Consider the following 22,304-nt stretch of genomic DNA (forward strand, 5'->3'; position numbering starts at 1 on the left):
TTATATTTGTGCATAACAAAATCAAACTGAAAATACAGATGATGAAATTTAAGGCCATATTATTTTTAAGTTTGGCTGTCTTGATGGCAGGTTGTGGGCTTCTAGGGAAAGGTGGAAAAGCACAAAAATCATCAAGCACGACCGGATGGGAATACAATAATCCTGATAACGGAGGGTTTCAATCCGATGGCGATTACAACCAAATCACAGGCCCGGGACTCACCTTTATTGAAGGTGGAACGTTTACAATGGGACGCGTGGAGCAAGATGTGATGTACGATTGGAACAACATGCCCCGACGAGTAACCGTGGCTTCTTTTTATATGGATGAAACTGAAGTTTCGAACCTGGACTACCGTGAATTTATTTTCTGGCTGCAGCGTGTCTATCCGGAGAATCCAGAGAAAGCCAAAGCAGCATTGCCTGACACATTGGTATGGCGTGAAGAACTGGCTTATAACGACCCTTACATACAAAACTACTTACGACATCCAGCCTACAGCGACTATCCAGTGGTTGGAGTAAGCTGGCTGCAAGCAGATGCCTACTGTAAATGGCGAACAGACCGTGTTAATGAGCAAATTCTGGTGGATCGCGGCGTGTTGCAGCATGATAACACCCAAGCGGGTCAAAATGTATATACTACGGACAGCTACTTGGCAGGCCTTTACGAAGGAACAGAGGGAGAAGACCCCATTCAAGATGCTGCTGGTAATGCCCGGAAACTAAAATGGGAAGATGGCGTTTTGCTGCCCAACTACCGGCTCCCCACTGAAGCAGAATGGGAATATGCAGCCTATGGCCTGATCGGAAATGCTGAAGGTGAGTTACTGGCCGAACGCAAACTTTACCCTTGGAATGGAAGTTATCTGAGAGACGACTCAAAGAAAAACCGGGGACAGATGATGGCTAACTTTGTGCGTGGACGGGGTGATATGATGGGTATGGCTGGTTCACTTAATGACAATGCAGACATCACAGCTCCTGTTAATTCATACAATCCTAACGACTATGGTCTCTACTGCATGGCAGGAAATGTAAACGAATGGGTAGCAGATGTTTACCGTCCTCTAAACCAGCAGGATGTTGACGAATTCCAACCCTTTCGAGGAAATATATTCACCCAGTATCGTCGGGATGATGATGGCAATTTAATTCGTAACGAGTATGGCGAATTAATTCAAGATACGATCGCTGACTATCGGAATTTCCAAGATGGTGATTACAGTTCTCAAATCATCGAAGGACCAGACTGGCAAGCCATGCAGGATCAACTATCCACCGAAGACATGTACGTAAAATCAGAGCAAGCAGGCCAGTTCACCTCATTGATTTCAGACAATGTCCGGGTCTATAAAGGAGGTTCGTGGAAAGATCGTGCTTACTGGCTGATACCCGGTACCAGAAGATATCTGGAGCAAGACAAAGCCACCAATGACATTGGGTTCCGCTGTGCAATGACTAGAGTAGGAAGTCCGCAAGGATTCTAAAAAATAATAAGAGATTCCATTTAAACCTCATTTGCAAAAATGGGGTTTTATTTTTTCTGATAAGATGAATATAGAACAACTTCACCAACGGTTTCTAAACCACCCCATTCTATCGACTGATAGTCGGGAAATTCCCCCCGGGTGTATTTTCTTTGCCTTGAAAGGGCCCAATTTCGACGGTAACAAATATGCTGCCGATGCCCTGACAAAAGGAGCAGTCTATTCAGTCGTTGATGATCAAACCCTGCCAGAAAACGACCAATTCATCGTAGTTGACAACGTGCTTGAAACATTACAGCAACTGGCTGCCTACCACCGCAAGCAACTGGGCATTACCGTACTGGGCATTACCGGCACCAATGGTAAAACAACAACCAAGGAATTGATCGTATCAGTCCTCCAGCAAAAGTATCAGGTAAGTTCTACTCAAGGTAATTTGAACAACCATATTGGCGTTCCACTTACCTTACTGTCCATGACCAGTAAAACGGAGATCGGTGTTGTGGAAATGGGCGCCAATCATCCGGGAGAAATTGCAGCACTTTGCCAGATTGCCAATCCTGATCTCGGATTAATCACCAACATCGGGAAAGCTCATCTGGAAGGTTTTGGTTCGTTTGAAGGTGTCATCCAAACCAAATCAGAATTGTACAATTATCTGCGAAAAAAGAATGCCGCTTGCTTTATAAATCAGGACAATGAACTGCTTATCCGGCAAGCCAAAGGACTCGAGCAGCTAAGCTACGGAACTTCCGATAAGGCTCAACTTCGCGGCGAAGTGCAGGAATCACCTTATTACCTGACCATAAAAGCCCTCTTTCCAAAAGGTTGGCTTTACCTGAAGTCGAAACTTATTGGTAATTACAATTTTGAGAATGTTTTAGCAGCGGCCCGCATCGGCCTCCATTTTAAAGTTGATCCTCTGCATATCCAAAAGGCAATTGAACACTACTCGCCCAGCAACAACCGATCGCAACTTATTACTCAAGGAAGTAATAAGCTAATCATGGACGCCTACAATGCGAACCCTACCAGCATGCTGGCTTCTCTGAAAAACTTCGCTCAAATAAAGCAGGCGGGTAAAATCGTCATCTTGGGCGACATGCTCGAACTCGGCGAGCAGTCAGCAGCGGAGCACCAGAAAATTATCGACTTTCTCGAAAGTCAGGATTTCGAAGAGATTCTATTGGTTGGCAAGGAATTCAAACAAACGGAAACAAACCAGCTAAAAGCAGAAAAGTTCGACCATGCCGAACTTCTCTGTAACTACCTATATCATCAAAAACCAATAGAGAATAAAATTATTTTAATCAAAGGTTCACGCGGTATAAAGCTTGAACGAATCCTTTCATTATTTCAATAAACGCATTCTCTTATGTTTTTGTAAAAATTAAGCCACTGGCTTCTCAACTTTCAGCACTTCCGAAATTGCCTGCTCCAATGTCGCTTTGGGTAAAGCACCCTGTGCCATTTGAGGTTGGTTATCTTTCGGAACAAACAACAACGAAGGAATACTCTGGATACCAAACATTGCTGATAACTCGCGCTGATCTTCTGTATCAACCTTGTAAATTGTAATGGACTCACCGTATTCCTTTTGAAGTTCTTCCAAAACCGGAGCGACCATCTTACATGGGCCACACCAGTCAGCATAAAAATCAATCAAACAAGGTGCGTCACCTTCGTATTTCCAATCCTTATTTTGTTCAAAGTTGAAAACTTTCTCTTTAAATGTCTCTTTGGTTAAATGTTCTAACATGACTTTCTATTTTAAATTATTCAGATATATACATTTTCAGATATCTCCATATCAATCATCGTACCATTTTCATTTTCTACCCACTTATAGCCTTTAAGGTAGAGAAATAATTGTAATTTTGGCACAGTTTTAAACAATTTGTCACTCTTTTATCTTTTATTAAGGTTTAAAACCTGGTATTTATTTCATGAAAAAACACTTGAAACACCCTATATTCTCTATCATCTCGCAAGAAGCTGACCAAATTGGGCAACCCTGCTTTGTGATAGGCGGTTTTGTCAGGGATTTGCTCTTAAAGCGAAATTCGCCTGACATTGATGTAGTCACTTTAGGCAGTGGAATTGAACTGGCAAAGAAAGTTGCCCGTCAAATCGGACCAAAAACACCTGTCAGTGTTTTCAAAAATTTCGGGACGGCCATGTTGAAGTATCAAGACCTCGAGATTGAATTTGTGGGAGCACGAAAAGAATCGTACCAACATGATTCCCGAAAACCAATTGTAGAGGATGGCACACTGGAAGATGATCAGAAAAGACGCGACTTTACCATTAACGCGCTAGCCCTTTGCCTGAACAAAGACCAATTTGGCGAAATGATTGATCCCTTTGGTGGTATTGAAGATTTGAAAAACAGAATCATCCGCACGCCACTCGAACCATCCATCACCTTCTCTGATGATCCACTTCGGATGATGCGTGCCATTCGTTTTTCCACCCAATTGAATTTTACAATTGAAGAAAAAACCCTGGAAGCCATTGCGCAAAATAAAGACCGGATCAAAATCGTTTCCAACGAGCGAATCATTGAAGAACTCAATAAGATTATTTTAGCCGATAAGCCCTCCAAAGGATTTAAACTATTGGAAAAAACCGGCTTACTGGAACTCATTTTTCCTGAACTAAACCAAATGAAAGGACGGGAAGAAGTCAATGGCATTGGACACAAAGATAATTTTTTCCACACCCTGGAAGTGCTGGATCGTATTGTCCCAAATACGAACAACTTATGGCTACGCTGGTCAGCCCTGCTCCACGACATTGCCAAACCGCGAACCAAGAAATTCATTCCCGGCCAAGGCTGGACTTTTCATGCCCACAACTTCATCGGAGCTAAAATGATTCCCGGCATTTTCCGTCGCATGAAACTGCCGATGAACGAAAAAATGAAATACATCCAAAAGATGGTCTCCTTGCATATGCGTCCAATCGTTCTGTCGGAAGAAGAAGTGACCGACTCGGCCATACGCCGCCTGTTGTTTGAAGCCGGAGATGAGATTGACGATCTAATGACCTTGTGTGAAGCAGACATTACCTCGAAAAATGAAAGCAAGGTCAAACGCTACCTCAAGAATTTCCAACTGGTTCGAGAAAAGCTAAAGGATCTGGAAGAACGCGACCACATCCGTAACTTTCAACCACCAGTTTCTGGCGAAGAAATTATGGACGTTTTCAACCTGGCCCCTTCACGGGAAGTGGGTGATATTAAAGCGGCCATAAAAGAAGCCATTCTGGAAGGTGAGATCCACAACAACCACGACGAAGCCTTTGAGTATATGCTAAAAGTAGCGGAGAAAATGGGATTAAAGCCAGTGAAAGAATAAAAACCAATCCAGATGCAGTTCACCCTATATTAGGGGAAGAAAATGTATAATACTGAGATAATTGCTTTTGACTTTTTTGGCGCTTCATTTCCAACTATAGGGTGTTTTTGCCCATATTGAATCGTTTGTATATTTCAGGCGTAATTCCTGAATCGATAGGTGTTTATTTTCGTTCCACCATCTCTCATAGATCGATTTCACGACGAGAATATCCTCGTAATCAAGTTGTTTATCCTCATTTTTCACCATCAAGTTTAAATCATATCGATAGTATTCAAATGTTGCTCTGCTAAGTACTCCCAACTTCAAGTTCTTTTCAGAGTAAAAAGATTCGTAATCATAGCTTTGTGGATTCTTATCCCATAGCAGCCATTCGATAAAATAAGCCGAACGGACACCTCGATAGTTTTCCTTGAAATAATAAACCGGGGCCGAAGAAACTAGGGGGGTTATCATTCCAATTTTAACTTTGTCAGCCCGTGCGATATCCTCAATCAACAGGGGAATCGCTTCTTTACCGATCCTATTAATTGAATCAGCAAATGTTTTTATTTGCATCTGATTTACCCGCTCTGAGGGACAAAACTGTTCAAAATATCTGGTTGTACTTTGTGCATTCCCCCGACTTAAAAAGACAAGAGTCAGGACAACTATTAAAACACCTTTGATTTTCATATCTAGTATTTATTTACCTTATTTCTACTAAAGATATCACAATCAACCCAAAAACTCCAACATATTTTATAGAATGCTATTGGCTATTCCAATTAAGACCAAATCCATTTCAGACTGGAACATTTAGAAAGATGAAAAGCAAACCCTCACATTTAGCATTGATAAGTATGGATTGTAATCTTCCCAATTAACGATAGTTGTCCCCCAAAAGCATGCCCTTTTCTTTTTCTTAGACGAAGCCTAATTCGCTTGTTCCAGCTTTAACAATACAGGCAAATGATCGCTAAACCCACCATGGTACTTAAATCCAACATACGTCCGATTTAGTTTTTGCCCTTTGAATTTCGGGTCAGCTTCAAGTAAGAAGGGTAATGCTACCGGCCTGGCAAATTCAGGACGCGTATGCCATCCCTGAACTTTCAACAGTTGATCGGAAACCAGAATTTGATCGAAAACCGTCCACGTTTGCCGATATTTAATCGTTCCCTGCTTCCACCCCGATGAGAGGCTGATCAACTCCCCATCAATTGTTAGATCATCCTGCGAGACAGTTTTCAATCCATTGGTCAAGCTTCGGTTTTGGGGTTGGTCATTAAAGTCACCCATCACTACCATCTTGGGCTGCAAGTATTCTTCCTGAATAGCGTCTATCGCTTGGCGCAATGTCTTTGCGGCCTGCATCCGCTCTGCTTCAGTTTCGGCCTGTCCACCATAGCGCGAAGGCCAGTGGTTAATAAATACCTGAATAGTATCCATACCGGTCAATTGAAAGCTCGCAGAAAGTATCTCCCGTGTGCTCATTACCCGTTGCTTAATATCCCGAATTGGCAGGTATTGATAACCAATAGGTGTAACACGACCCGACCGATACAAAAGGGCTACGTCAATCCCACGCTCATCTGGCGAATCTTTGTGAATGATGGAATAATTGTATTTTTTTAAAGGAGTTGCATCCAGTAACTTTTCAAGTACATCGCGATTTTCGACTTCACACAAGCCAATAATTTCCGGAGGCTCAAATCCGGCACTTGCTAAAATAACTTTGCTCAGTTGCTTCAATTTTTGGTAAAACCGGTAATCGTTCCACCTTCGGCCACCCTCGGGCAAAAACTCATCATCATCCGTCAAGGGATCATTCGCTGTATCAAAAAGATTTTCGACATTATAATAAAGGATATGGATGACATCCGTAGATTGGGACTGTCCGAAAAGCTCCACATTGATGAAAAGGAATATCAGGAAACAAGCCAAAAATCTGACCATGCCGTATTTTTACCGGGAAACTTTCTCAATCCGCTCATAGGCTCCCAAATCCGGGCCGGCATCACCGGTTCTCCCCTGATTCAGCATGTCCAAAGGAAACTGCTGGCCAACCATGTTCAGTCCAGCATCTTTAGCAGGGCTTAAAGTATCCAACTCAAAGTTTAGCTTTTCGAACGGATCTTTAAACTTGGGATCGGCACCTCGGAGAATTTCCGAGAAGTAATCGGGATCTGAAATATTAAACGTATCAGACACCTGCAACAAACAATGATCAAAATTGTAGTTAAAAACTGCATCCTCTGAAATTCCCAGTTCCAGCTCATTGCCTGAACTAATGTTACCCGTAATGATGCTGTTTGAAAAATTGGCATTCTCCAGATCACCAACATAGCTAACACTTTCGCCTGAGGCCTGATCAATAATCAGCAAGTTGGAAAGTACCAATGATGCTGTTGAACGGGAAGTACCTGAGTATCCACCCCAATAGTTGGCAATGGTGGTATGGTAAAAGTCATAATCGCCGCCAACAAGCAAGGCTGCCGCATAAAATCCGCAGTTGGTGATCAAACAGTTGTAAGCCCTAATTTTTGACTTTAGTGAAAAGATGCCGGCATAAGCATGGTTATAAATTTTGGTGTTGCCCAACTCAACAGATGCATATCCTTCATCCTCAATGTTTCCAACCTGCAGGCCAATATTCGCATTTTTAATTTCGGCATAATTGAACACATTCCCATGGCTTCCGGAAAACAGCAACAAGCCATTCCACTGGTCTGGAACGTCCTGATAAACATCCTCCAGGCGGTCGCCTTGAAAAACAATCGGCTGCCCAAACTCCCCCAAGGCCTTAATCCGGCCTCTGACATACAATCCCGCTTTATCGTGAAAGTAAATCTTTGCTCCGGGATCAATGGTCAGCACTTCTCCACTATCTACATATGCATAATTGTACACCAAATAGGGTTTATCAGCCGTCCAGGTTGTCGTCTTTATACGTGCATCCCGAATCAGATGAAAATCCTGTCCCCAAGCAACTAAATCAACATCCTGAAACGACGCATTGGTCGAAAACTCAATGGAGTCCTGAACAACCATCGCCATATTGTTCCCGGTAGGGTCAACGGTTACTTCAACAAAAATATAAATGCTATCCTTTGGAGGAATCTCCAGGTCATAAACCTCATTTTCGGCTATTCCATTGACGTTCAATCGAAATTTTGACTCTTCGCCCCGAGCCAAACGAACCGACGAAATTAGTATTTTCTGATCGTAGGGATTGTAAACTTTCAAATGTTGGGTGGTAGAACCAATTGACGTAAAAATAGTATCGAACATAACCGTATCTGCCGAAAACTCCAACTGCACCTCATTGAAAGAAACATACTTCTCGTCTTCGCATGAAACAACCACAACAAGAATGAGAAGTCCAATGATTATGTGTAGTATTTTTTTCACAAGCTGTTTTAGGTTAAACGCCAAAAAGAACCCTAATAGTATTTCAAAAGTACGAAATGATTTTTACAATTTTTAACATTTTTAACAATCTGCCCGTTCATTTCTTCTCTGAAATAAAAATCAGCCCCAAAGTCATGACTAAACCATTCAAAATCAGCAACTCAAAACCAAACTCATATCCATTAAATAATTGTTTCGAAAACCGTGCTACTATAAATGTAAACACCGGAGCCCCTAAAGCAATAACTGGAACCCATCGATCGCGCACTTTTCTTCGGAATAAAATGGCAAAAACAAATAAGCCCAAGATGGGGCCGTAAGTGTAACTCGCGGCTTTAAAAAGGGCAATAACAACGTTCTCGTCGTTGATAATATGAAAAATAAGAATGAGTAGAACCAGCAAACCCGAGAAGCTCAAATGAATCCATTTGCGATACCTCATTTTGGCACTGTTTTTCAACTGATCCATCTGAAGAAAATCAATTGAGAAAGCGGTTGTCATGGAGGTCAGCGCCGAATCAGCACTGGAGAACGAAGCCGCTGTAATACCTAATAAAAATGCGATAGCCACTGCACCTCCCAAATGATTTAAAGCCAACAGGGGATACAAATCATCACCGGCATTCGAAACATCAATTCCAGCGTGTGCAGCAAACTGATACAACATGCTGCCAAGGCTCATAAAAAGCACCACGATAAAGACAAAAAGAACGCTGAAAACAAGCATGTTTTTTTGCGCTTCCCGCTTCGACTTACAAGTCAGATTTTTTTGCATCAGATCCTGATCCATGCCATTGATCGCCAAGGTCATGAAAATACCGGCCACAAATTGTTTCCAAAAATAATTCGGCGAGCGCCAGTCCCAAAAGAATATCTGCGACAAATCGCTACTGTAAACCCGATTAAAAATTCGCTCACGCCCACCCTGAACATCCAATTGACTAATCGTAAAAATCGTTAACAACACCGCCGCAAGCAAAAAGGTGGTCTGCAAAGTGTCGGTCCACACAATGGTTTTAATTCCCGCGCGGTAGGTATAAACCCAAATAAGAAAAACAGTGATACACACGTTAGCCCAAAATGGAATTCCGAAAGCACTGAAAAAAGCATATTGCAAAACCACAGCCACCAAATACAAACGAAAGGCTGCGCCAATCAGTTTCGAAATCAGGAAAAAGAAAGAAGCCGTTTGATGGCTAAATGTTCCCATCCGCTCTTCCAAAAAAGAATAGATAGAGATCAATTTCAAGCGGTAATAAAAGGGCAACAACAGAAAAGCCACCAGCCAGTAACCGACAAAATTTCCGAAAACAAACTGCAAATACGAAAAAGCGGAGTTGCCCACTTCAGCAGGAACCGAAATAAAAGTAACGCCCGAAAGGGTCGCACCAAGCATTCCGTAGGCGACCAAATACCAAGGAGAAGACTGATTGGCATTGAAGAATGTAAACTCATCAGCATGTCGGGAAGTAGCCCACGAAACAAGCATCAGCAAAACAAAATACCCCAGAACAATTCCCAGTGCCAAAAGTGAATCCATACCAATTAATTAAAGTCGGGATATAACAAATATTTTTCTCGGACAGACTGATACTGATCCAACTCCTCTTGCCATCCTGCCTCAATCGTTTCCAGCTTTTTCCCTGCCCGAATTTCTTTCAACAGCTCATCTGTTCCGGCCAACAGATTAAACCAACGCTCCCGGGTCAAAAACTCCGATTCATCATCAAACTGCTGGTAAAAATTCAGAAAATAGGTTAAGGTAAACGCTTCATCACTTGACGCATTCCGAAGATCAAGACCATAACATACTTTACCCAATTGCTTCGGATTTTTTGACATTCCTTCAATACTTTCAGGGGTAAATTGAAAATCGCCCATACGCTCGTTAGGATAGCCGATAACCTGAAAGGGGAAATAGGTTCCGCGCCCAATACTAGCGCTAGTGGCTTCAAAAAAGCATAGCGAAGGATACAGGCGAATCGATTGATCATTGGGCAAATTAGGAGACGGCTTTACCGGCAATGAATACGAAGTCGTATGCGTGTAATTAGCCACCGGAATCACCGTTAAATCGCATTGAATTTCATTCTCCAACCAGCCTTCACCATTTATCATTCGAGCCAATTCGCCAACCGTGGATCCATGCACAACCGGAATCGGATGCATTCCAACGAAAGACCGAAACTCAGGCTTTAAAACAGGACCGGCAAGATAATCGCCATTCGGATTCGGGCGGTCAAAAATGACGATGGGCTTGTCGTTTTCCGCGCAGGCTTCCATGGCGTAATGCATGGTGCTGATATAGGTGTAAAACCGAACCCCCACATCCTGAATGTCAAAAATAAGAACATCAAGATCGCTTAACTGATCCGCCTCTGGTTTCCTATTTTTACCATAAAGCGAAACCACTTCAATCCCGGTTTTCGGGTCGCGCTGATCGGTCACCACTTCACCGGCGTCGGCATTACCGCGAAATCCGTGTTCAGGACTAAATACCCGCTTAACATCAAGCTCTTTGGCCAATAAAAAATCGAGCAAATGAACGTTGCCGACTGTTGACGTGTGGTTACAGACCAAGCCAATAGTCTTTCCTTCCAATTGAGATAGATACAAGTCCGTACGCTCCGCTCCGGGCTGAATTTCCTGGGCTGACACCTGCAAGCCAATCAGGAATAAAAAAATCCAAACAATACGCATAATAAATAATCGTTCTATTCATCACGAAGTTAAGAAAACATCAGATATAGCAAATGGGCATTTCGGCATTCATCAATCTTTGCTAATTTTGCCTCTCTTAAAAATTGTCAATATGCAAATCCTAAACCGGCTTCTCATCACGATGCTATTGGGCTCTTGTGCCCTGGGAAGTTATTCTCAAAATAATCCCGATTTTTTAAACTACCTGCAAGATCCCTGGGTCAATTCCACCATTCAAGAGATGAACCTGAATGAAAAAATTGGCCAGTTGTTTATTGCTCAGGTTTATTCCAAAGAAGAGCTTTCGGATCAAAGTCCGCTTTATGAGAAGATTTCAAAATACCATATCGGTGGACTAATTTTCATGCAGGGAACGCCCGCCAATCAACTCAAGATTACCAATCAACTGCAGGAGCACAGTAAGATTCCGTTGCTGGTAACCATGGATGGCGAATGGGGACCAGGTTTCCGGTTGACCGGAGCACCTAAATATCCGGTTCAGATGGCCTTGGGAGCCATTCAACAAGACAGCCTGATTTACCAGATGGGCTATGAAATCGGGTGCCAAATGAAACGCATTGGCGTGCATGTAAATTATGCGCCGGTTGCCGATGTTAATAGTAACCCAGCCAACCCGGTCATCAACTACCGATCGTTTGGTGAAGACCCGGAAAAAGTAGCGCACAAAACCTGGCTCTACGCTAAAGGAATGCAGGACGCCGGCGTGCTGGCCATTGCCAAACACTTCCCGGGACACGGAGATACACAAACCGATTCTCATCTGGGAATGCCCGTTATCAAACACGATTTCGACCGGCTGAAACAAGTAGAACTATATCCTTTCAAGCAATTAATCCAAAAAGGAATTGGCGGCATCATGACCGCTCACCTGCATGTAGAAGCTTATGATCCCGAGTCCGGAATTCCCGCTTCGCTATCGAAAAATGTCACGCAAAATAAGCTCATTGACGATCTGGGCTTTAAAGGGCTGGTAATTACCGATGCCATGAACATGCATGGAGTCAGCAAGCAGTTTTCGGATGGTGAAGCCACCGTGCGGGCGCTGCTGGCAGGTAACGACCTGCTTGAGATTGTGCCCAACTTACCTGCACGAATTGAGGCCGTAAAACAAGCGGTAGCAGAAGGCCGTTTAACCGAAGAAGCCATCGAGCAAAAATGTCGTAAGGTGCTGGCGCTAAAAAAATGGTTACAACTGGATCATTACCAACCAGCCCAGCCTGCCAATCTGGAAGTCGACTACAAGAAGCCGGAATACCAGCTAACGAAACGGCTCCTGCATGAACAATCGCTGACCCTGCTGAAAAACGAAGGGCAACTGCTTCCCTTACAGCGACTGGATACCCTGGAGATAGCAGCCTTCTCCATTGGAACCGATAAGGAAACGCACTTTCAGCGCATGCTGGCTAACTACATGAAGATTGACTTTTTCAACCTCCCTAAGAATGCGACCGCTGAAGATGTTAAGAAACTCAAGTCGAACCTGAACGGTTACAACTTAATTATCACTGGAATTCATGACATGCGCTTGAGTGTCTCTGGAAATTATGGCTTAACACCTGTAATTAACGATGTACTTGAAGCCCTGTCTCAAAGACCGCAGATCGTAGTATTATTTGGAAATCCATATGCCTTAAACTACCTCAGCAAAGCCACAAAAGCAGAGGGAATATTGGTAACTTATCAGGAAAACCGGATCACTCAGGAATTGGCGGCTCAAGCTATTTTTGGAGCACTGAACGTAAGCGGTAAACTTCCGGTGAATGTCAACGAAACATTTTTAAGGGATCAGGGAACCACACTAAAAAAAAATGACCGCTTTAAATACTCTATCCCCGAAGAGGTGGGTATGTCCTCCTCTTTTCTAAAATCAAAAATAGACAGCATTGTCAATCTTGGCCTCAAAGAAAAAGCCTATCCAGGTTGCCAGATCCTCATCGCCAAAGAGGGAAAAATCGTCTTTCATGAGTGTTATGGCTACTTCACCTATAACCATAAAAGAGCGGTTCAAAAAACAGATATCTACGACTGGGCCTCACTGACCAAAATTACTGGCCCCCTACCCGCACTGATCAAACTTCACGGAGAAAAAAAAATCAATCTTGATATGCCTTTCTCCTTCTATTGGCCTGATTTCCGAAATACGAACAAAGAGCATCTAACAAGTCGTGAAATCCTGGCTCATCAGGCGCGTCTGAAATCATGGCTTCCCTATTACGAGAATACCTTGCGAAATAACGGGAAATTAAAGTCATCGATTTTCAAGGATCATCCGACTGCTGCTTTTAACCTGCGAGTAGCGTCCAGGCTTTATATGAATAAACATTACATTGATGAGATATACAGCGAGATTCGGGATTCGGAGTTACTTCCCCGTAAGAAATACACCTATTCGGGACTGGCTTTCTACCTGTTCCCTCGTGTAATTGAAGATCTGACAGGATCGAACTATGAGGACTACATCCGCAGCCAGTTCTATGCACCACTCGGAGCAAATTCAGTCACCTACAATGCTTATAAGCATTTCCCCAAGGAGCAGATTGTCCCCACCGAGCAAGACGATTTCTTCCGCAAGGAACTGCTGCAGGGATTTGTGCACGACGAAGGCGCTTCGATGATGGGAGGCGTTTCGGGCAATGCCGGTCTGTTTGGAACGGCAACTGACGCAGCGAAAATCATGCAAATGTACCTACAATACGGCCGGTTTGCGGGGCAACAACTTCTGGACTCGTCCAGTGTTCGCGAGTTTACGCGGATCCAATTCCCGGATAATGAGAACAGGCGTGGATTGGGCTTCGACAAGCCCTATATTGACAACCATAAAAAGAAGCTAAAGGATGCCTATCCTGCAGTTGATGCCAGCCCCGAAAGCTTCGGGCACAGCGGCTTTACGGGAACCTTCGCCTGGGCCGATCCTAAAACCAAGCTTTTGTTTATCTTCTTTTCCAACCGCGTTTATCCCACACGGGCCAATTCGAAATTATTCGATTTGAATATTCGTCCGGCCTTACACCAAGCGATTTACGACAGCCTGAAGTAACCGATTATTCAAAAGCATGTTACGCCCCAAACCAACACGAAAAAAGCTAAGGTTAGCAACTGAAAAACTTTCTTCAATTGCTAAAAAATGTTAAAATGTTCTTTAACACCCAACACCCTAAACATCAACTACAAACTCTCAAAATGCGCTCCAGCAGAAGCTTTCCATTCGATAAAAAAGTTTAACTTTTATTGAAATCTGAGAAAAGATTTCAAACGCACATTCAACTTAATCCGTAAACCTATATTATTAGATTATTAATTTTAACTTTAAGGGAGTTTTAAATGAATCTATTTAATAACCTATAAAATTTTACTGCCATGGAGAAAAAAATCACTTTTAACGAATTGCGTAAAATTAAAGACAGTTTACCTGACGGTTCAGTTCGCCAAATTGCACGGGAGTTTGAAATCGAAGTGGAAACCGTCAGGAATTATTTTGGAGGCGCAAATTATGACCGTGGAAAATCAGTAGGGCTTCATATCGAACCAGGCCCCAATGGGGGAGTTGTATTAATTGATGATATTAAAATTTTAGAACGCGCTCAACAACTTATTGCAGAGCAAGTTCATTAAAACACATTTAAAATATTATTTTTGAGGCTGCCTTAGTAAAACAAGGCAGCTTTTTTTTACCCAATAAACCAAAAATTATGACCAAAAACCTTCCTCTGATTATTACATTGGCCTTATTCATCGGCCTTCCATCCCACGCTCAAAAAATGAAGCCAGTGTTTAACGGAAAAAATCTGTCAAACTGGGATATTTTTATTGGCACCGCTCTAACCGGATTTAAAGAGCTGAAAGAACAAGCCACACCTGAAAAAACCTATTCAGTAGTAAAACAAGATGGAGAGAACCTATTGCGCATCTCCGGCGATGTAAATGCATCGATCGCCACCAAGAAAGCCTATAAGAACTACCATTTCCGCATGGAATTTAAATGGGGCGACAAGGTATACACCACTCGAAACAGTGGCTTGCTCTACCATAGCGTGGGCAACTTTGGTGCCGGACTCGACACCTGGATGAGCTCCATTGAGTTACAACTGATGCACGGCAACATTGGCGATGCCTATATGATGGGCGATCCGTACGCAGACATCCCCGTTAAAAAGGACGGTGACAAACTGGTTTATACGACTAAAGGAGATCTACTTCCGTTTGGGAATGACCAAAAGGGCGGCAAAATTGCCCGAAAAAGTTCGGACAACGAAAAAGCTGTTGACGAATGGAATGTTATTGATCTTTACTGTATTGGTCAAAAATCAATTCATGTGGTGAATGGCGTGAAAGTAATGGAGTGCCAAAATACAGGATTGCTAGTCAATGGGCAGACACAGCCACTGAGCAAAGGAAAAATTCAGATCCAGTCTGAAGGAGGCGAACTATTTATCCGTAAAGCTGAAATCAGATCTATTAAATCTTTTCCTGAAAATCTTTAACCCAGAGAAAACCGCATTCCATAATGCAGTTCAACAAGAACATTCTTTCGTTCTTAAATAATAATTGATACTTTTACTGCATCTCGTTGGGGGTGTCTGCCAATAGGTGGGCTGAGATTATACCCCGGAACCTGAAATGTATAATAACAGCGGAGGGAAACGAGGATTGTATTTCAATTGACGATTAATTGAACGCTAAATACAAGCCGTTTCGCATTTCTGCGGAGCGGCTTTTGTTTTATAAACTCGTTTAGCGGCAAGATTCGTTCGTTCCCAAAAACAAACGTCATGATCAATTCAAAATCAATTTATGCTGATTTAACAGCTTTAAGAAAAAACGTCCCTTTGGTGCATAACATCACCAATTTTGTGGTTATGAATAATACCGCCAATGCCTTACTTGCAGTTGGCGCCTCCCCAGTGATGGCACATGCCATTGAGGAAGTCGCCGATATGGTAGGAATTGCTTCTTCATTAGTCATCAACATGGGAACCTTAAACCCACAATGGGTTGACGGCATGCTTCAGGCCGGAGCTGCTGCCAAGCAAAAAGGAATCCCAGTTATTTTCGACCCTGTTGGCGTGGGCGCAACCCCCTACCGGAATCAAGTCGCAACTCAGATTATTGCTACATGCCAACCAACCATTATCCGTGGAAATGCCTCGGAAATTATGGCTTTGGCTAAAGAGAATATAGCCACCAAAGGAGTCGATAGCACCATGACTGCCAATTCAGCTTTAAAAACAGCCAAGCGTTTAGCCAATCAAACCGGAGCAGTGGTGGTCATTAGCGGAGTGGAAGATTTCATCACCAATGGAGAAAAAATTATTTCAATTAAGAATGGCAGCACGCTCATGCCCAAAGTAACCGGAATGGGCTGTACAGCATCAGCTATCACTGGGGCCTTTGCATCAATCAACAAAAATGCGCTTCAGGCTGCAGCGCACGCTATGGCTGTGATGGGAATTACCGGTGAATTATCAGCAGCCAAAGTCACCGGTCCGGGAAGTCTACAAACTGTCTTCATTGACACGCTGTACCAGCTTTCCGAAGAAGAAATTACCAATACCCTTATCAATTAAATATGATTCCTTTTGATTTAAGCCTCTACCTGGTAACCGACCGTGATTTGTCGAAAGGAAGGCCACTGGAATACATTGTTGCCGAAGCAGCGAAAGGTGGAGTTACCATGGTTCAGCTTCGTGAAAAAAACTGTTCATCTCGTCACTTTTATGAACTGGGAATTCGATTGAAAAGGCTACTAAAACCGCTGAATATTCCGCTCATCATTAACGATCGGTTAGATATTGCCTTGGCTGTTGATGCAGATGGATTGCACATTGGACAAAGCGATTTGCCTTGCGAGATTGCCCGGCAATTTCTGGGGAAAAATAAAATCCTTGGCCTATCGGTAGAAACCATTCAACAGGTTGAAGAAGCCAATGCGCTGGATGTTGACTACATCGGAATTTCACCCGTGTTTGCCACCCCTACCAAAACGGATACGTTCACACCATTTGGGCTCGAAGGCGTAAAAGCCAGCTGTGCATTATCCAAACATCCTGCTGTAGCTATTGGCGGAATAAATCTTAAAAATACCGCAGAGATCATTTCCAATGGAGCTGACGGAGTAGCAGTTGTATCGGCCATCTCATCAGCGGATAGCCCCATGGAAGCCGCGGCATCATTAAAAAAATTGATTACTAAAAAACAAAGCTATGAAGTGGAGTAATGAAGCCTGGGAAACTTGTAGCCCAGTATATGGCCAAATATTAAAGTTACCTTTTTTGAACGAACTCATGAAAGGAACACTTCCAAAGGGAAAGTTCTTCTTTTACTTGCAGCAGGATGCTTTTTACCTTGCTGAGTATGGAAAAATTTTAGCGGGCATTGCAGCAAAACTTGACAATAAAGAATGGCGCGAGGATTTTCTTTCATTCTCTTCAGATACCGTCACCGTAGAACAAGCCTTGCACGAATCGTACCTGAAAGGAGCAAGCGGAGATGTCACTCCTTCTCCTACGTGTACGCTCTACACCGGACATATGCACCAGCAATTGGCAAGCGGATCGGTTGAAAATGCCTTGGCCGCCGTATTGCCTTGCTTCTGGGTTTACAAAGAAGTGGGCGATTATATCCTGGCTAACCAAACAAAAGGGGCAAATCCTTACCAGGAATGGATCAATACCTACGGCGGAGAAGAGTTTGCCCTTGCCGTAAAAAAGGCAATCGCCATTTGCGATGAAGCTGCACAAAACGCAACACCAGCAAAGCGCCAGGAAATGACCAGAGCTTTTAAGCTATCCTTTAAGATGGAATGGATGTTTTGGCACAGTGCCTGGCAGCAAGAGCAATGGCTCGTCTAGTTGAAGAATAACTGTTAAATCAACCATTTCTCAAAGCATTAAAACTGGAAGAATAAAGAGAAAATCATGGAATTAAAAGAAATTGGAGAATTCGGTTTTATCGAACGTTTTTCGCCCGAGTTTAAATCGCTACTCACCAAAAATGTCTTTGGCATTGGTGATGATTGCGCCATTCTACCAATGAATGACACCGAAGATTTGTTAGTAACCACCGATATGCTCATTGAGGATATTCACTTTTTGCGCAAGAAAATCACGCCTTGGCAACTGGGCTACAAATCGGTTGCTGTTAACCTGAGTGATTTAGCTGCTATGGGAGCAACGCCAATTGGCACTTTTATGTCCATCGCCATTCCTCCCGGAGTAGATGTTGAATATCTGGATGAACTAATGAAAGGCTATCACGCCATTTCTGATCGTTACCAAACTCCGCTATTAGGAGGCGATACCACCAAATCCGCAAAACATCTGGCCATTAACGTTTGTGCCATTGGGAAATGTCCCAAAGGACAGGCCAAGTTACGTTCTGGCGCACAAGCAGGTGATGTGGTATGTGTTACCGGCTCATTGGGAGATTCGGCAGGTGGTCTACAAATTCTGCTCAACCAACTCGAATCAAACGAGGATACCGATTACCTTTTGAAAAAACATCACCAGCCAGAGCCCAGGATTGAACCAGGACAAGCGTTAGTCAACCTTAACGGGGTTCATAGTATGATGGACATTTCGGACGGGATTGCCTCCGACCTAAAACATATCCTGAAGGCTTCCGGGAAAAGGGCCAGAATTGATTTGCACAAGCTGCCGATCTCGGACCAACTAAAGCGGGTTAGTCAGCAGCAAAACTGGCAGCCAGAAGAATTCGCTGTTGGTGGTGGTGAAGACTACGAATTGCTATTCACCTTAGAAGCCAACCAGCTTGCGTTATTACAAGCTCTGTTTCAAGAACAGTTTGGGCAAACCGTTTTTCCAATCGGTGTCATTGAAAAAGGAGAACCGGAGATTCAGTGGTTCAAAGAAGGATTAGAAGTTCAATTCGGAAAAACCGGTTTTAATCATTTTCAATAATCTCTAAATCGTAATAATGAACTATAAACGAGTTTTAAGCATAGCCGGAAGTGACCCTAGTGGAGGTGCCGGCATTCAGGCCGACCTAAAAGCAATTTCGGCCTGCGGCTGTTTTGCCACAACTGCCATCACTGCCATTGTTGATGAAAACACCGTAGGTGTTTATGGCGTACATCCCGTTCCGATCGACTTTGTGAAAGGACAGATCAAATCAGTTTTGGAAGATATTGGAACTGATGCCATCAAAATTGGGATGTTGCATTCTTCGGAGCTTATTCGTGCAGTCAAAGATTCTGTACTGCCACACCAAATCAACAACATTATTCTGGATCCGGTTATGGTAGCCACCTCCGGCGATAAACTATTGCAAGACGAAGCCATTGCAACACTCCAACAAGAGTTGATTCCAATGGTGCGGGTAATCACCCCTAATATTCCGGAAGCGGAAATTTTATCTGGCTTAAAAATCAAACAGCAGGCTGATCTGAAAAAAGTTGCCATGGCGTTATCCTGCAAGCAAACCGTCTCCGTTTTACTCAAAGCAGGGCACTTAACCGATGATGAGCTTATCGACGTGTTTTACAACGCTGAAACCGATGAGTTCCTGGAGCTTTCTTCAAAACGAATTAACACCCGAAACACTCACGGAACAGGCTGCACCTTTTCTTCGGCGTTGGCTGCCTTTTTAGCCAGGCAAGAATCGCTCAACGAGGCTGTAAGGCACGCCAAACAGTACATTAATCAAGCCATTGAAAAAGGAGCTGCCTACCAAATCGGAAAAGGCAATGGCCCGGTCCATCATTTCCATAACCTCTGGAAAGAAGAACCACAACTGGTTCAACACCATGCCCAAAGGCAAAAAAAAGCGGAGTGAAAATTCATTCACTCCGCTTTTTGATTTATTTCTTTGTCCGCTTACGCTTAGCACGCGGCTGATCCATTGCACTTTTCTTTTTCTTCTTAATTTTAGGAACCGATACGCGCTCCTCACCGCTTACGCGGTCCACTTCTAATGAGTGACCATCAAGCGACGACTCATTCATCGATTGAATCAATTCTTTCTCAAAGCGGCTGTCGATTTCAAAAAAGGAGAATTTACGTTGAATATCAATTTTACCAATTTCAACATTCTTCCTTTTCGAATGCTCATTAATCAAGCCTAACAGACGTGAAGCATTCAGGTTTTGTTTTTTACCGGCATTGATAAACAAGCGGCTAAAATTCATCCCATTATCATTATAATCATTTCTGCGATCACTTCCACGTCCACCGCGCTTATCCACGGATTTACGCTCCTGTCCGCGAACATTCAAATCAGGAGCATTTTTATAATAGGCCAGGAATCGGTTAAACTCTGCTGATACAAAACGCTTCAGAACCTCTTCAGTGCTCAATCCTTCAAATTTTGCCATAATCGCAGGCATATAAGGATCAATTTTCGAGTCATTAACTTCAACCTGTGAAACTTTATCGGCCAGGTGCATCAACTGAACCTCGCAAATTTCTTCTCCACCAGGTACATCTTTGCGATCAAAACGTTTATTCGAAAGCTTCTCAATGTGTCTCAGTTTTCCTGTCTCACGCATGTGTAAAATGGAAACAGAAATACCACTTTTCCCTGCCCGTCCGGTACGTCCACTACGGTGAATATATGCTTCGGGATCATCTGGCAAACTATAGTTGATCACATGGCTCAGGCTATTTACATCCAATCCACGTGCTGCAACATCAGTTGCCACCAACATTTGCAATTGTCCGGTACGGAAACGGTTCATGACATAATCACGCTGCGCCTGCGACAAGTCGCCATGCAAAGCGTCAGCATTGTATCCATCAACCATCAGTTTTTCTGCCACATCGCGTGTTTCCATGCGGGTGCGACAGAACACAATCGCATAGCAATTAGGGTAATTATCAGCCACTCGTTTCAGTGTGGCATATTTATCTTTAGCTTGCACCACATAATAATGATGCTCCACATTAGCTGCTCCTTCATTTTTACGTCCTACTGAAATTTCTTCAGGCGAATGCAAATATTTTTTAGTCATATTGGAGATCTCGCGAGGCATGGTTGCCGAGAAGAGCAAAGTTTGCTTAACAGCTGGCGTTTCAGCTAAAATCGCATCCAATTCCTCTTTGAAACCCATGTTCAGCATTTCATCAGCTTCATCCAATACCATCCAACGAATCTGGCTAACATTTAACACCTTACGTCGAATTAAGTCTTGCACACGTCCGGGGGTTCCTACAACCACCTGTCCGCCATTGCGCAACTCACGAATTTGCTTACCAATATCGGCACCACCATAAACGGCAATATTTTTGAATCCACGCAGATTCTTGGAAAATGCTTCCAAATCGCGGCTGATCTGCAGACACAGCTCACGGGTTGGACACAAAATCAAGGCTTGGATATCTTTTTTAGTCACATCACAATTATGAAGAACGGGCAAACCAAAGGCTGCTGTTTTTCCAGTACCTGTTTGCGCCAAGGCAATCAAGTCGTTTTTGTTGTTGATAAGATGTGGAATTGTTTTCTCCTGAATCGGAGTCGGTTGCTCAAAGCCCATTTCTGAAATGGCGCTGAGCAGTTCGGGCTTAAGACCCGTCTGTTCAAATGTCATCATTGTATTTATTTAACCGAAAAGCAACACGCTCTTCGAACCCAATAAGCACTGATGACAATAAAAATTACTTTTCAATACACCCCTATGCCATCGATGCCAAAAATTGAGCTGCAAAGATAGACTAATTTTTCACACCTGACACCGAAGGCTTTTCCATGTAAATTTCGTGTTAAGCCAACACTGACCAAGAACACCTAAAACCCTGTCCTAAAGCGAATATAGTCACTCAGATTTTTATCTAAAAAATGATAACAGATACATTTTCCCTAAGAAACTTTTATTCATTTATTGATGGGAAGTATCAATAATCTAAAAAAACAGATGAGAACAGGCGATTCCGGAATCATGAATAAGCAGCATAATCGATATCGCACTCCACGAAATAAAGGCACTTCTTAAGCCCAAGTATTAATTAGCCAACGCCCCCATATTAAGGTGTCATTGCCACAAGTTCGAAACAGGTCTTTTGAAAAATCAAAGGAGCCGATGCTTTGGAATTAGTATTATATCCTTAGTTTTGAGACAAAGATTTAGAAATGACGATAGTATTAGTGGCACTCGCTGTATTTGTACTGAATATCCCCTTTGGATACCTGCGCTCAAAACACAAGAAGTTTAGCTTCATGTGGTGGCTTTACATTCACATTCCGGTTCCCTTCGTAGTTTTACTTCGGATTTACAGCGACATTGGCTTTGCTTTCTACACCTATCCGATTTTGATTGGGGCTTTTTTTGCAGGACAACTAATTGGACGTCTTTACTTTCCGATCAAATGCAAAAAATGAACTTAGATGCTTT

At 43.1% G+C, this 22,304-nt stretch carries 19 protein-coding genes; 12 read left to right on the forward strand and 7 right to left on the reverse strand.

Annotated features, from left to right (window positions below):
• Positions 1–38 precede the first annotated feature (38 nt).
• Together ACUNWA_RS11915 and ACUNWA_RS11920 are read left to right on the forward strand one after the other, a co-directional pair.
• Entirely contained in the window at positions 39–1,490 is a 1,452-nt protein-coding gene (locus ACUNWA_RS11915) for an SUMF1/EgtB/PvdO family nonheme iron enzyme (protein WP_445592139.1), read from the forward strand.
• 64 nt (positions 1,491–1,554) lie between these two features.
• Positions 1,555–2,853 carry a UDP-N-acetylmuramoyl-tripeptide--D-alanyl-D-alanine ligase gene (locus tag ACUNWA_RS11920; protein ID WP_445592140.1) on the forward strand — a complete coding sequence of 433 codons (1,299 nt, stop codon included), beginning with the start codon at positions 1,555–1,557 and terminating at the stop codon, positions 2,851–2,853.
• Between the two features lie 27 nt (positions 2,854–2,880).
• Here ACUNWA_RS11920 and trxA read toward each other — a convergent pair whose 3' ends face one another.
• Positions 2,881–3,249, reverse strand: coding sequence for a thioredoxin (gene trxA, locus ACUNWA_RS11925; RefSeq protein WP_445592141.1), 369 nt, complete (start codon positions 3,247–3,249; stop codon positions 2,881–2,883).
• A gap of 187 nt (positions 3,250–3,436) precedes the next feature.
• Here trxA and ACUNWA_RS11930 point away from each other — a divergent pair, with 187 nt between their 5' ends.
• Complete coding sequence (locus tag ACUNWA_RS11930; protein ID WP_445592142.1) at positions 3,437–4,849, forward strand: CCA tRNA nucleotidyltransferase; 1,413 nt, start codon at positions 3,437–3,439, stop codon at positions 4,847–4,849.
• Between the two features lie 84 nt (positions 4,850–4,933).
• Here ACUNWA_RS11930 and ACUNWA_RS11935 read toward each other — a convergent pair whose 3' ends face one another.
• The 5 genes from ACUNWA_RS11935 to ACUNWA_RS11955 form a co-directional block, all read right to left on the reverse strand.
• Positions 4,934–5,524, reverse strand: coding sequence for a hypothetical protein (locus ACUNWA_RS11935; protein WP_445592143.1), 591 nt, complete (start codon positions 5,522–5,524; stop codon positions 4,934–4,936).
• A gap of 240 nt (positions 5,525–5,764) precedes the next feature.
• Entirely contained in the window at positions 5,765–6,787 is a 1,023-nt protein-coding gene (locus tag ACUNWA_RS11940; RefSeq protein ID WP_445592144.1) for an endonuclease/exonuclease/phosphatase family protein, read from the reverse strand.
• 9 nt (positions 6,788–6,796) lie between these two features.
• Positions 6,797–8,242, reverse strand: a complete 1,446-nt coding sequence (locus ACUNWA_RS11945; protein WP_445592145.1) for a hypothetical protein — start codon at positions 8,240–8,242, stop codon at positions 6,797–6,799.
• Positions 8,243–8,339: 97 nt separating this feature from the next.
• Positions 8,340–9,782: a sodium:solute symporter gene (locus ACUNWA_RS11950; RefSeq protein ID WP_445592146.1), complete on the reverse strand. Its 1,443-nt coding sequence runs from the start codon at positions 9,780–9,782 to the stop codon at positions 8,340–8,342.
• Between the two features lie 5 nt (positions 9,783–9,787).
• Positions 9,788–10,942 (reverse strand): exo-beta-N-acetylmuramidase NamZ family protein, encoded by a 1,155-nt coding sequence (locus ACUNWA_RS11955; RefSeq protein WP_445592147.1) that lies wholly within the window; start codon positions 10,940–10,942, stop codon positions 9,788–9,790.
• A gap of 112 nt (positions 10,943–11,054) precedes the next feature.
• Between ACUNWA_RS11955 and ACUNWA_RS11960 the strand changes: the two genes are divergently transcribed.
• The 8 genes from ACUNWA_RS11960 (at position 11,055) to thiD (ending at position 19,753) form a co-directional block, all read left to right on the forward strand.
• Positions 11,055–14,000: a glycoside hydrolase family 3 N-terminal domain-containing protein gene (locus tag ACUNWA_RS11960; protein WP_445592148.1), complete on the forward strand. Its 2,946-nt coding sequence runs from the start codon at positions 11,055–11,057 to the stop codon at positions 13,998–14,000.
• 320 nt (positions 14,001–14,320) lie between these two features.
• Positions 14,321–14,575, forward strand: a complete 255-nt coding sequence (locus ACUNWA_RS11965; protein WP_445592149.1) for a DNA-binding protein — start codon at positions 14,321–14,323, stop codon at positions 14,573–14,575.
• Between the two features lie 77 nt (positions 14,576–14,652).
• Positions 14,653–15,444 carry a 3-keto-disaccharide hydrolase gene (locus ACUNWA_RS11970; protein WP_445592150.1) on the forward strand — a complete coding sequence of 264 codons (792 nt, stop codon included), beginning with the start codon at positions 14,653–14,655 and terminating at the stop codon, positions 15,442–15,444.
• Between the two features lie 288 nt (positions 15,445–15,732).
• A complete protein-coding gene (gene thiM, locus ACUNWA_RS11975) occupies positions 15,733–16,527 on the forward strand; it encodes a hydroxyethylthiazole kinase (RefSeq protein ID WP_445592151.1) in 795 nt (264 codons plus the stop codon).
• Positions 16,528–16,529: 2 nt separating this feature from the next.
• Entirely contained in the window at positions 16,530–17,177 is a 648-nt protein-coding gene (thiE, locus tag ACUNWA_RS11980; RefSeq protein ID WP_445592152.1) for a thiamine phosphate synthase, read from the forward strand.
• On the forward strand, positions 17,164–17,811 hold the full coding sequence (locus ACUNWA_RS11985; protein WP_445592153.1) for a TenA family protein: 648 nt from the start codon (positions 17,164–17,166) through the stop codon (positions 17,809–17,811). Before thiE ends, ACUNWA_RS11985 begins: the two co-directional genes overlap by 14 nt.
• A 66-nt stretch (positions 17,812–17,877) precedes the next feature.
• Positions 17,878–18,879: a thiamine-phosphate kinase gene (gene thiL, locus ACUNWA_RS11990; protein ID WP_445592154.1), complete on the forward strand. Its 1,002-nt coding sequence runs from the start codon at positions 17,878–17,880 to the stop codon at positions 18,877–18,879.
• 16 nt (positions 18,880–18,895) lie between these two features.
• Positions 18,896–19,753 carry a bifunctional hydroxymethylpyrimidine kinase/phosphomethylpyrimidine kinase gene (gene thiD, locus ACUNWA_RS11995; RefSeq protein WP_445592155.1) on the forward strand — a complete coding sequence of 286 codons (858 nt, stop codon included), beginning with the start codon at positions 18,896–18,898 and terminating at the stop codon, positions 19,751–19,753.
• A 25-nt stretch (positions 19,754–19,778) separates the two neighbouring features.
• On the opposite strand, the gene ACUNWA_RS12000 is transcribed toward thiD, so the two are convergent.
• Complete coding sequence (locus ACUNWA_RS12000; RefSeq protein ID WP_445592156.1) at positions 19,779–21,506, reverse strand: DEAD/DEAH box helicase; 1,728 nt, start codon at positions 21,504–21,506, stop codon at positions 19,779–19,781.
• A gap of 536 nt (positions 21,507–22,042) precedes the next feature.
• On the opposite strand from ACUNWA_RS12000, the gene ACUNWA_RS12005 reads away from it, so the two are divergent.
• Positions 22,043–22,291: a hypothetical protein gene (locus ACUNWA_RS12005; RefSeq protein ID WP_445592157.1), complete on the forward strand. Its 249-nt coding sequence runs from the start codon at positions 22,043–22,045 to the stop codon at positions 22,289–22,291.
• Positions 22,292–22,304 lie beyond the last annotated feature (13 nt).

Source organism: Sunxiuqinia sp. sy24 (genome assembly GCF_052677165.1).

What these genes read in the sequence shown, in the direction of transcription:
- ACUNWA_RS11930 (WP_445592142.1), top strand. Translation starts at nt 3,437, where the DNA reads ATGAAAAAACACTTGAAACACCCTATATTCTCTATCATCTCGCAAGAA.
- ACUNWA_RS11960 (WP_445592148.1), top strand. Translation starts at nt 11,055, where the DNA reads ATGCAAATCCTAAACCGGCTTCTCATCACGATGCTATTGGGCTCTTGT.
- ACUNWA_RS12000 (WP_445592156.1), bottom strand. Translation starts at nt 21,506, where the DNA reads ATGATGACATTTGAACAGACGGGTCTTAAGCCCGAACTGCTCAGCGCC.
- ACUNWA_RS11950 (WP_445592146.1), bottom strand. Translation starts at nt 9,782, where the DNA reads ATGGATTCACTTTTGGCACTGGGAATTGTTCTGGGGTATTTTGTTTTG.
- thiD (WP_445592155.1), top strand. Translation starts at nt 18,896, where the DNA reads ATGAACTATAAACGAGTTTTAAGCATAGCCGGAAGTGACCCTAGTGGA.
- ACUNWA_RS11965 (WP_445592149.1), top strand. Translation starts at nt 14,321, where the DNA reads ATGGAGAAAAAAATCACTTTTAACGAATTGCGTAAAATTAAAGACAGT.
- trxA (WP_445592141.1), bottom strand. Translation starts at nt 3,249, where the DNA reads ATGTTAGAACATTTAACCAAAGAGACATTTAAAGAGAAAGTTTTCAAC.
- thiM (WP_445592151.1), top strand. Translation starts at nt 15,733, where the DNA reads ATGATCAATTCAAAATCAATTTATGCTGATTTAACAGCTTTAAGAAAA.
- thiL (WP_445592154.1), top strand. Translation starts at nt 17,878, where the DNA reads ATGGAATTAAAAGAAATTGGAGAATTCGGTTTTATCGAACGTTTTTCG.
- ACUNWA_RS11955 (WP_445592147.1), bottom strand. Translation starts at nt 10,942, where the DNA reads ATGCGTATTGTTTGGATTTTTTTATTCCTGATTGGCTTGCAGGTGTCA.
- ACUNWA_RS11915 (WP_445592139.1), top strand. Translation starts at nt 39, where the DNA reads ATGATGAAATTTAAGGCCATATTATTTTTAAGTTTGGCTGTCTTGATG.
- ACUNWA_RS12005 (WP_445592157.1), top strand. Translation starts at nt 22,043, where the DNA reads ATGACGATAGTATTAGTGGCACTCGCTGTATTTGTACTGAATATCCCC.
- ACUNWA_RS11935 (WP_445592143.1), bottom strand. Translation starts at nt 5,524, where the DNA reads ATGAAAATCAAAGGTGTTTTAATAGTTGTCCTGACTCTTGTCTTTTTA.
- thiE (WP_445592152.1), top strand. Translation starts at nt 16,530, where the DNA reads ATGATTCCTTTTGATTTAAGCCTCTACCTGGTAACCGACCGTGATTTG.
- ACUNWA_RS11985 (WP_445592153.1), top strand. Translation starts at nt 17,164, where the DNA reads ATGAAGTGGAGTAATGAAGCCTGGGAAACTTGTAGCCCAGTATATGGC.
- ACUNWA_RS11970 (WP_445592150.1), top strand. Translation starts at nt 14,653, where the DNA reads ATGACCAAAAACCTTCCTCTGATTATTACATTGGCCTTATTCATCGGC.
- ACUNWA_RS11940 (WP_445592144.1), bottom strand. Translation starts at nt 6,787, where the DNA reads ATGGTCAGATTTTTGGCTTGTTTCCTGATATTCCTTTTCATCAATGTG.
- ACUNWA_RS11920 (WP_445592140.1), top strand. Translation starts at nt 1,555, where the DNA reads ATGAATATAGAACAACTTCACCAACGGTTTCTAAACCACCCCATTCTA.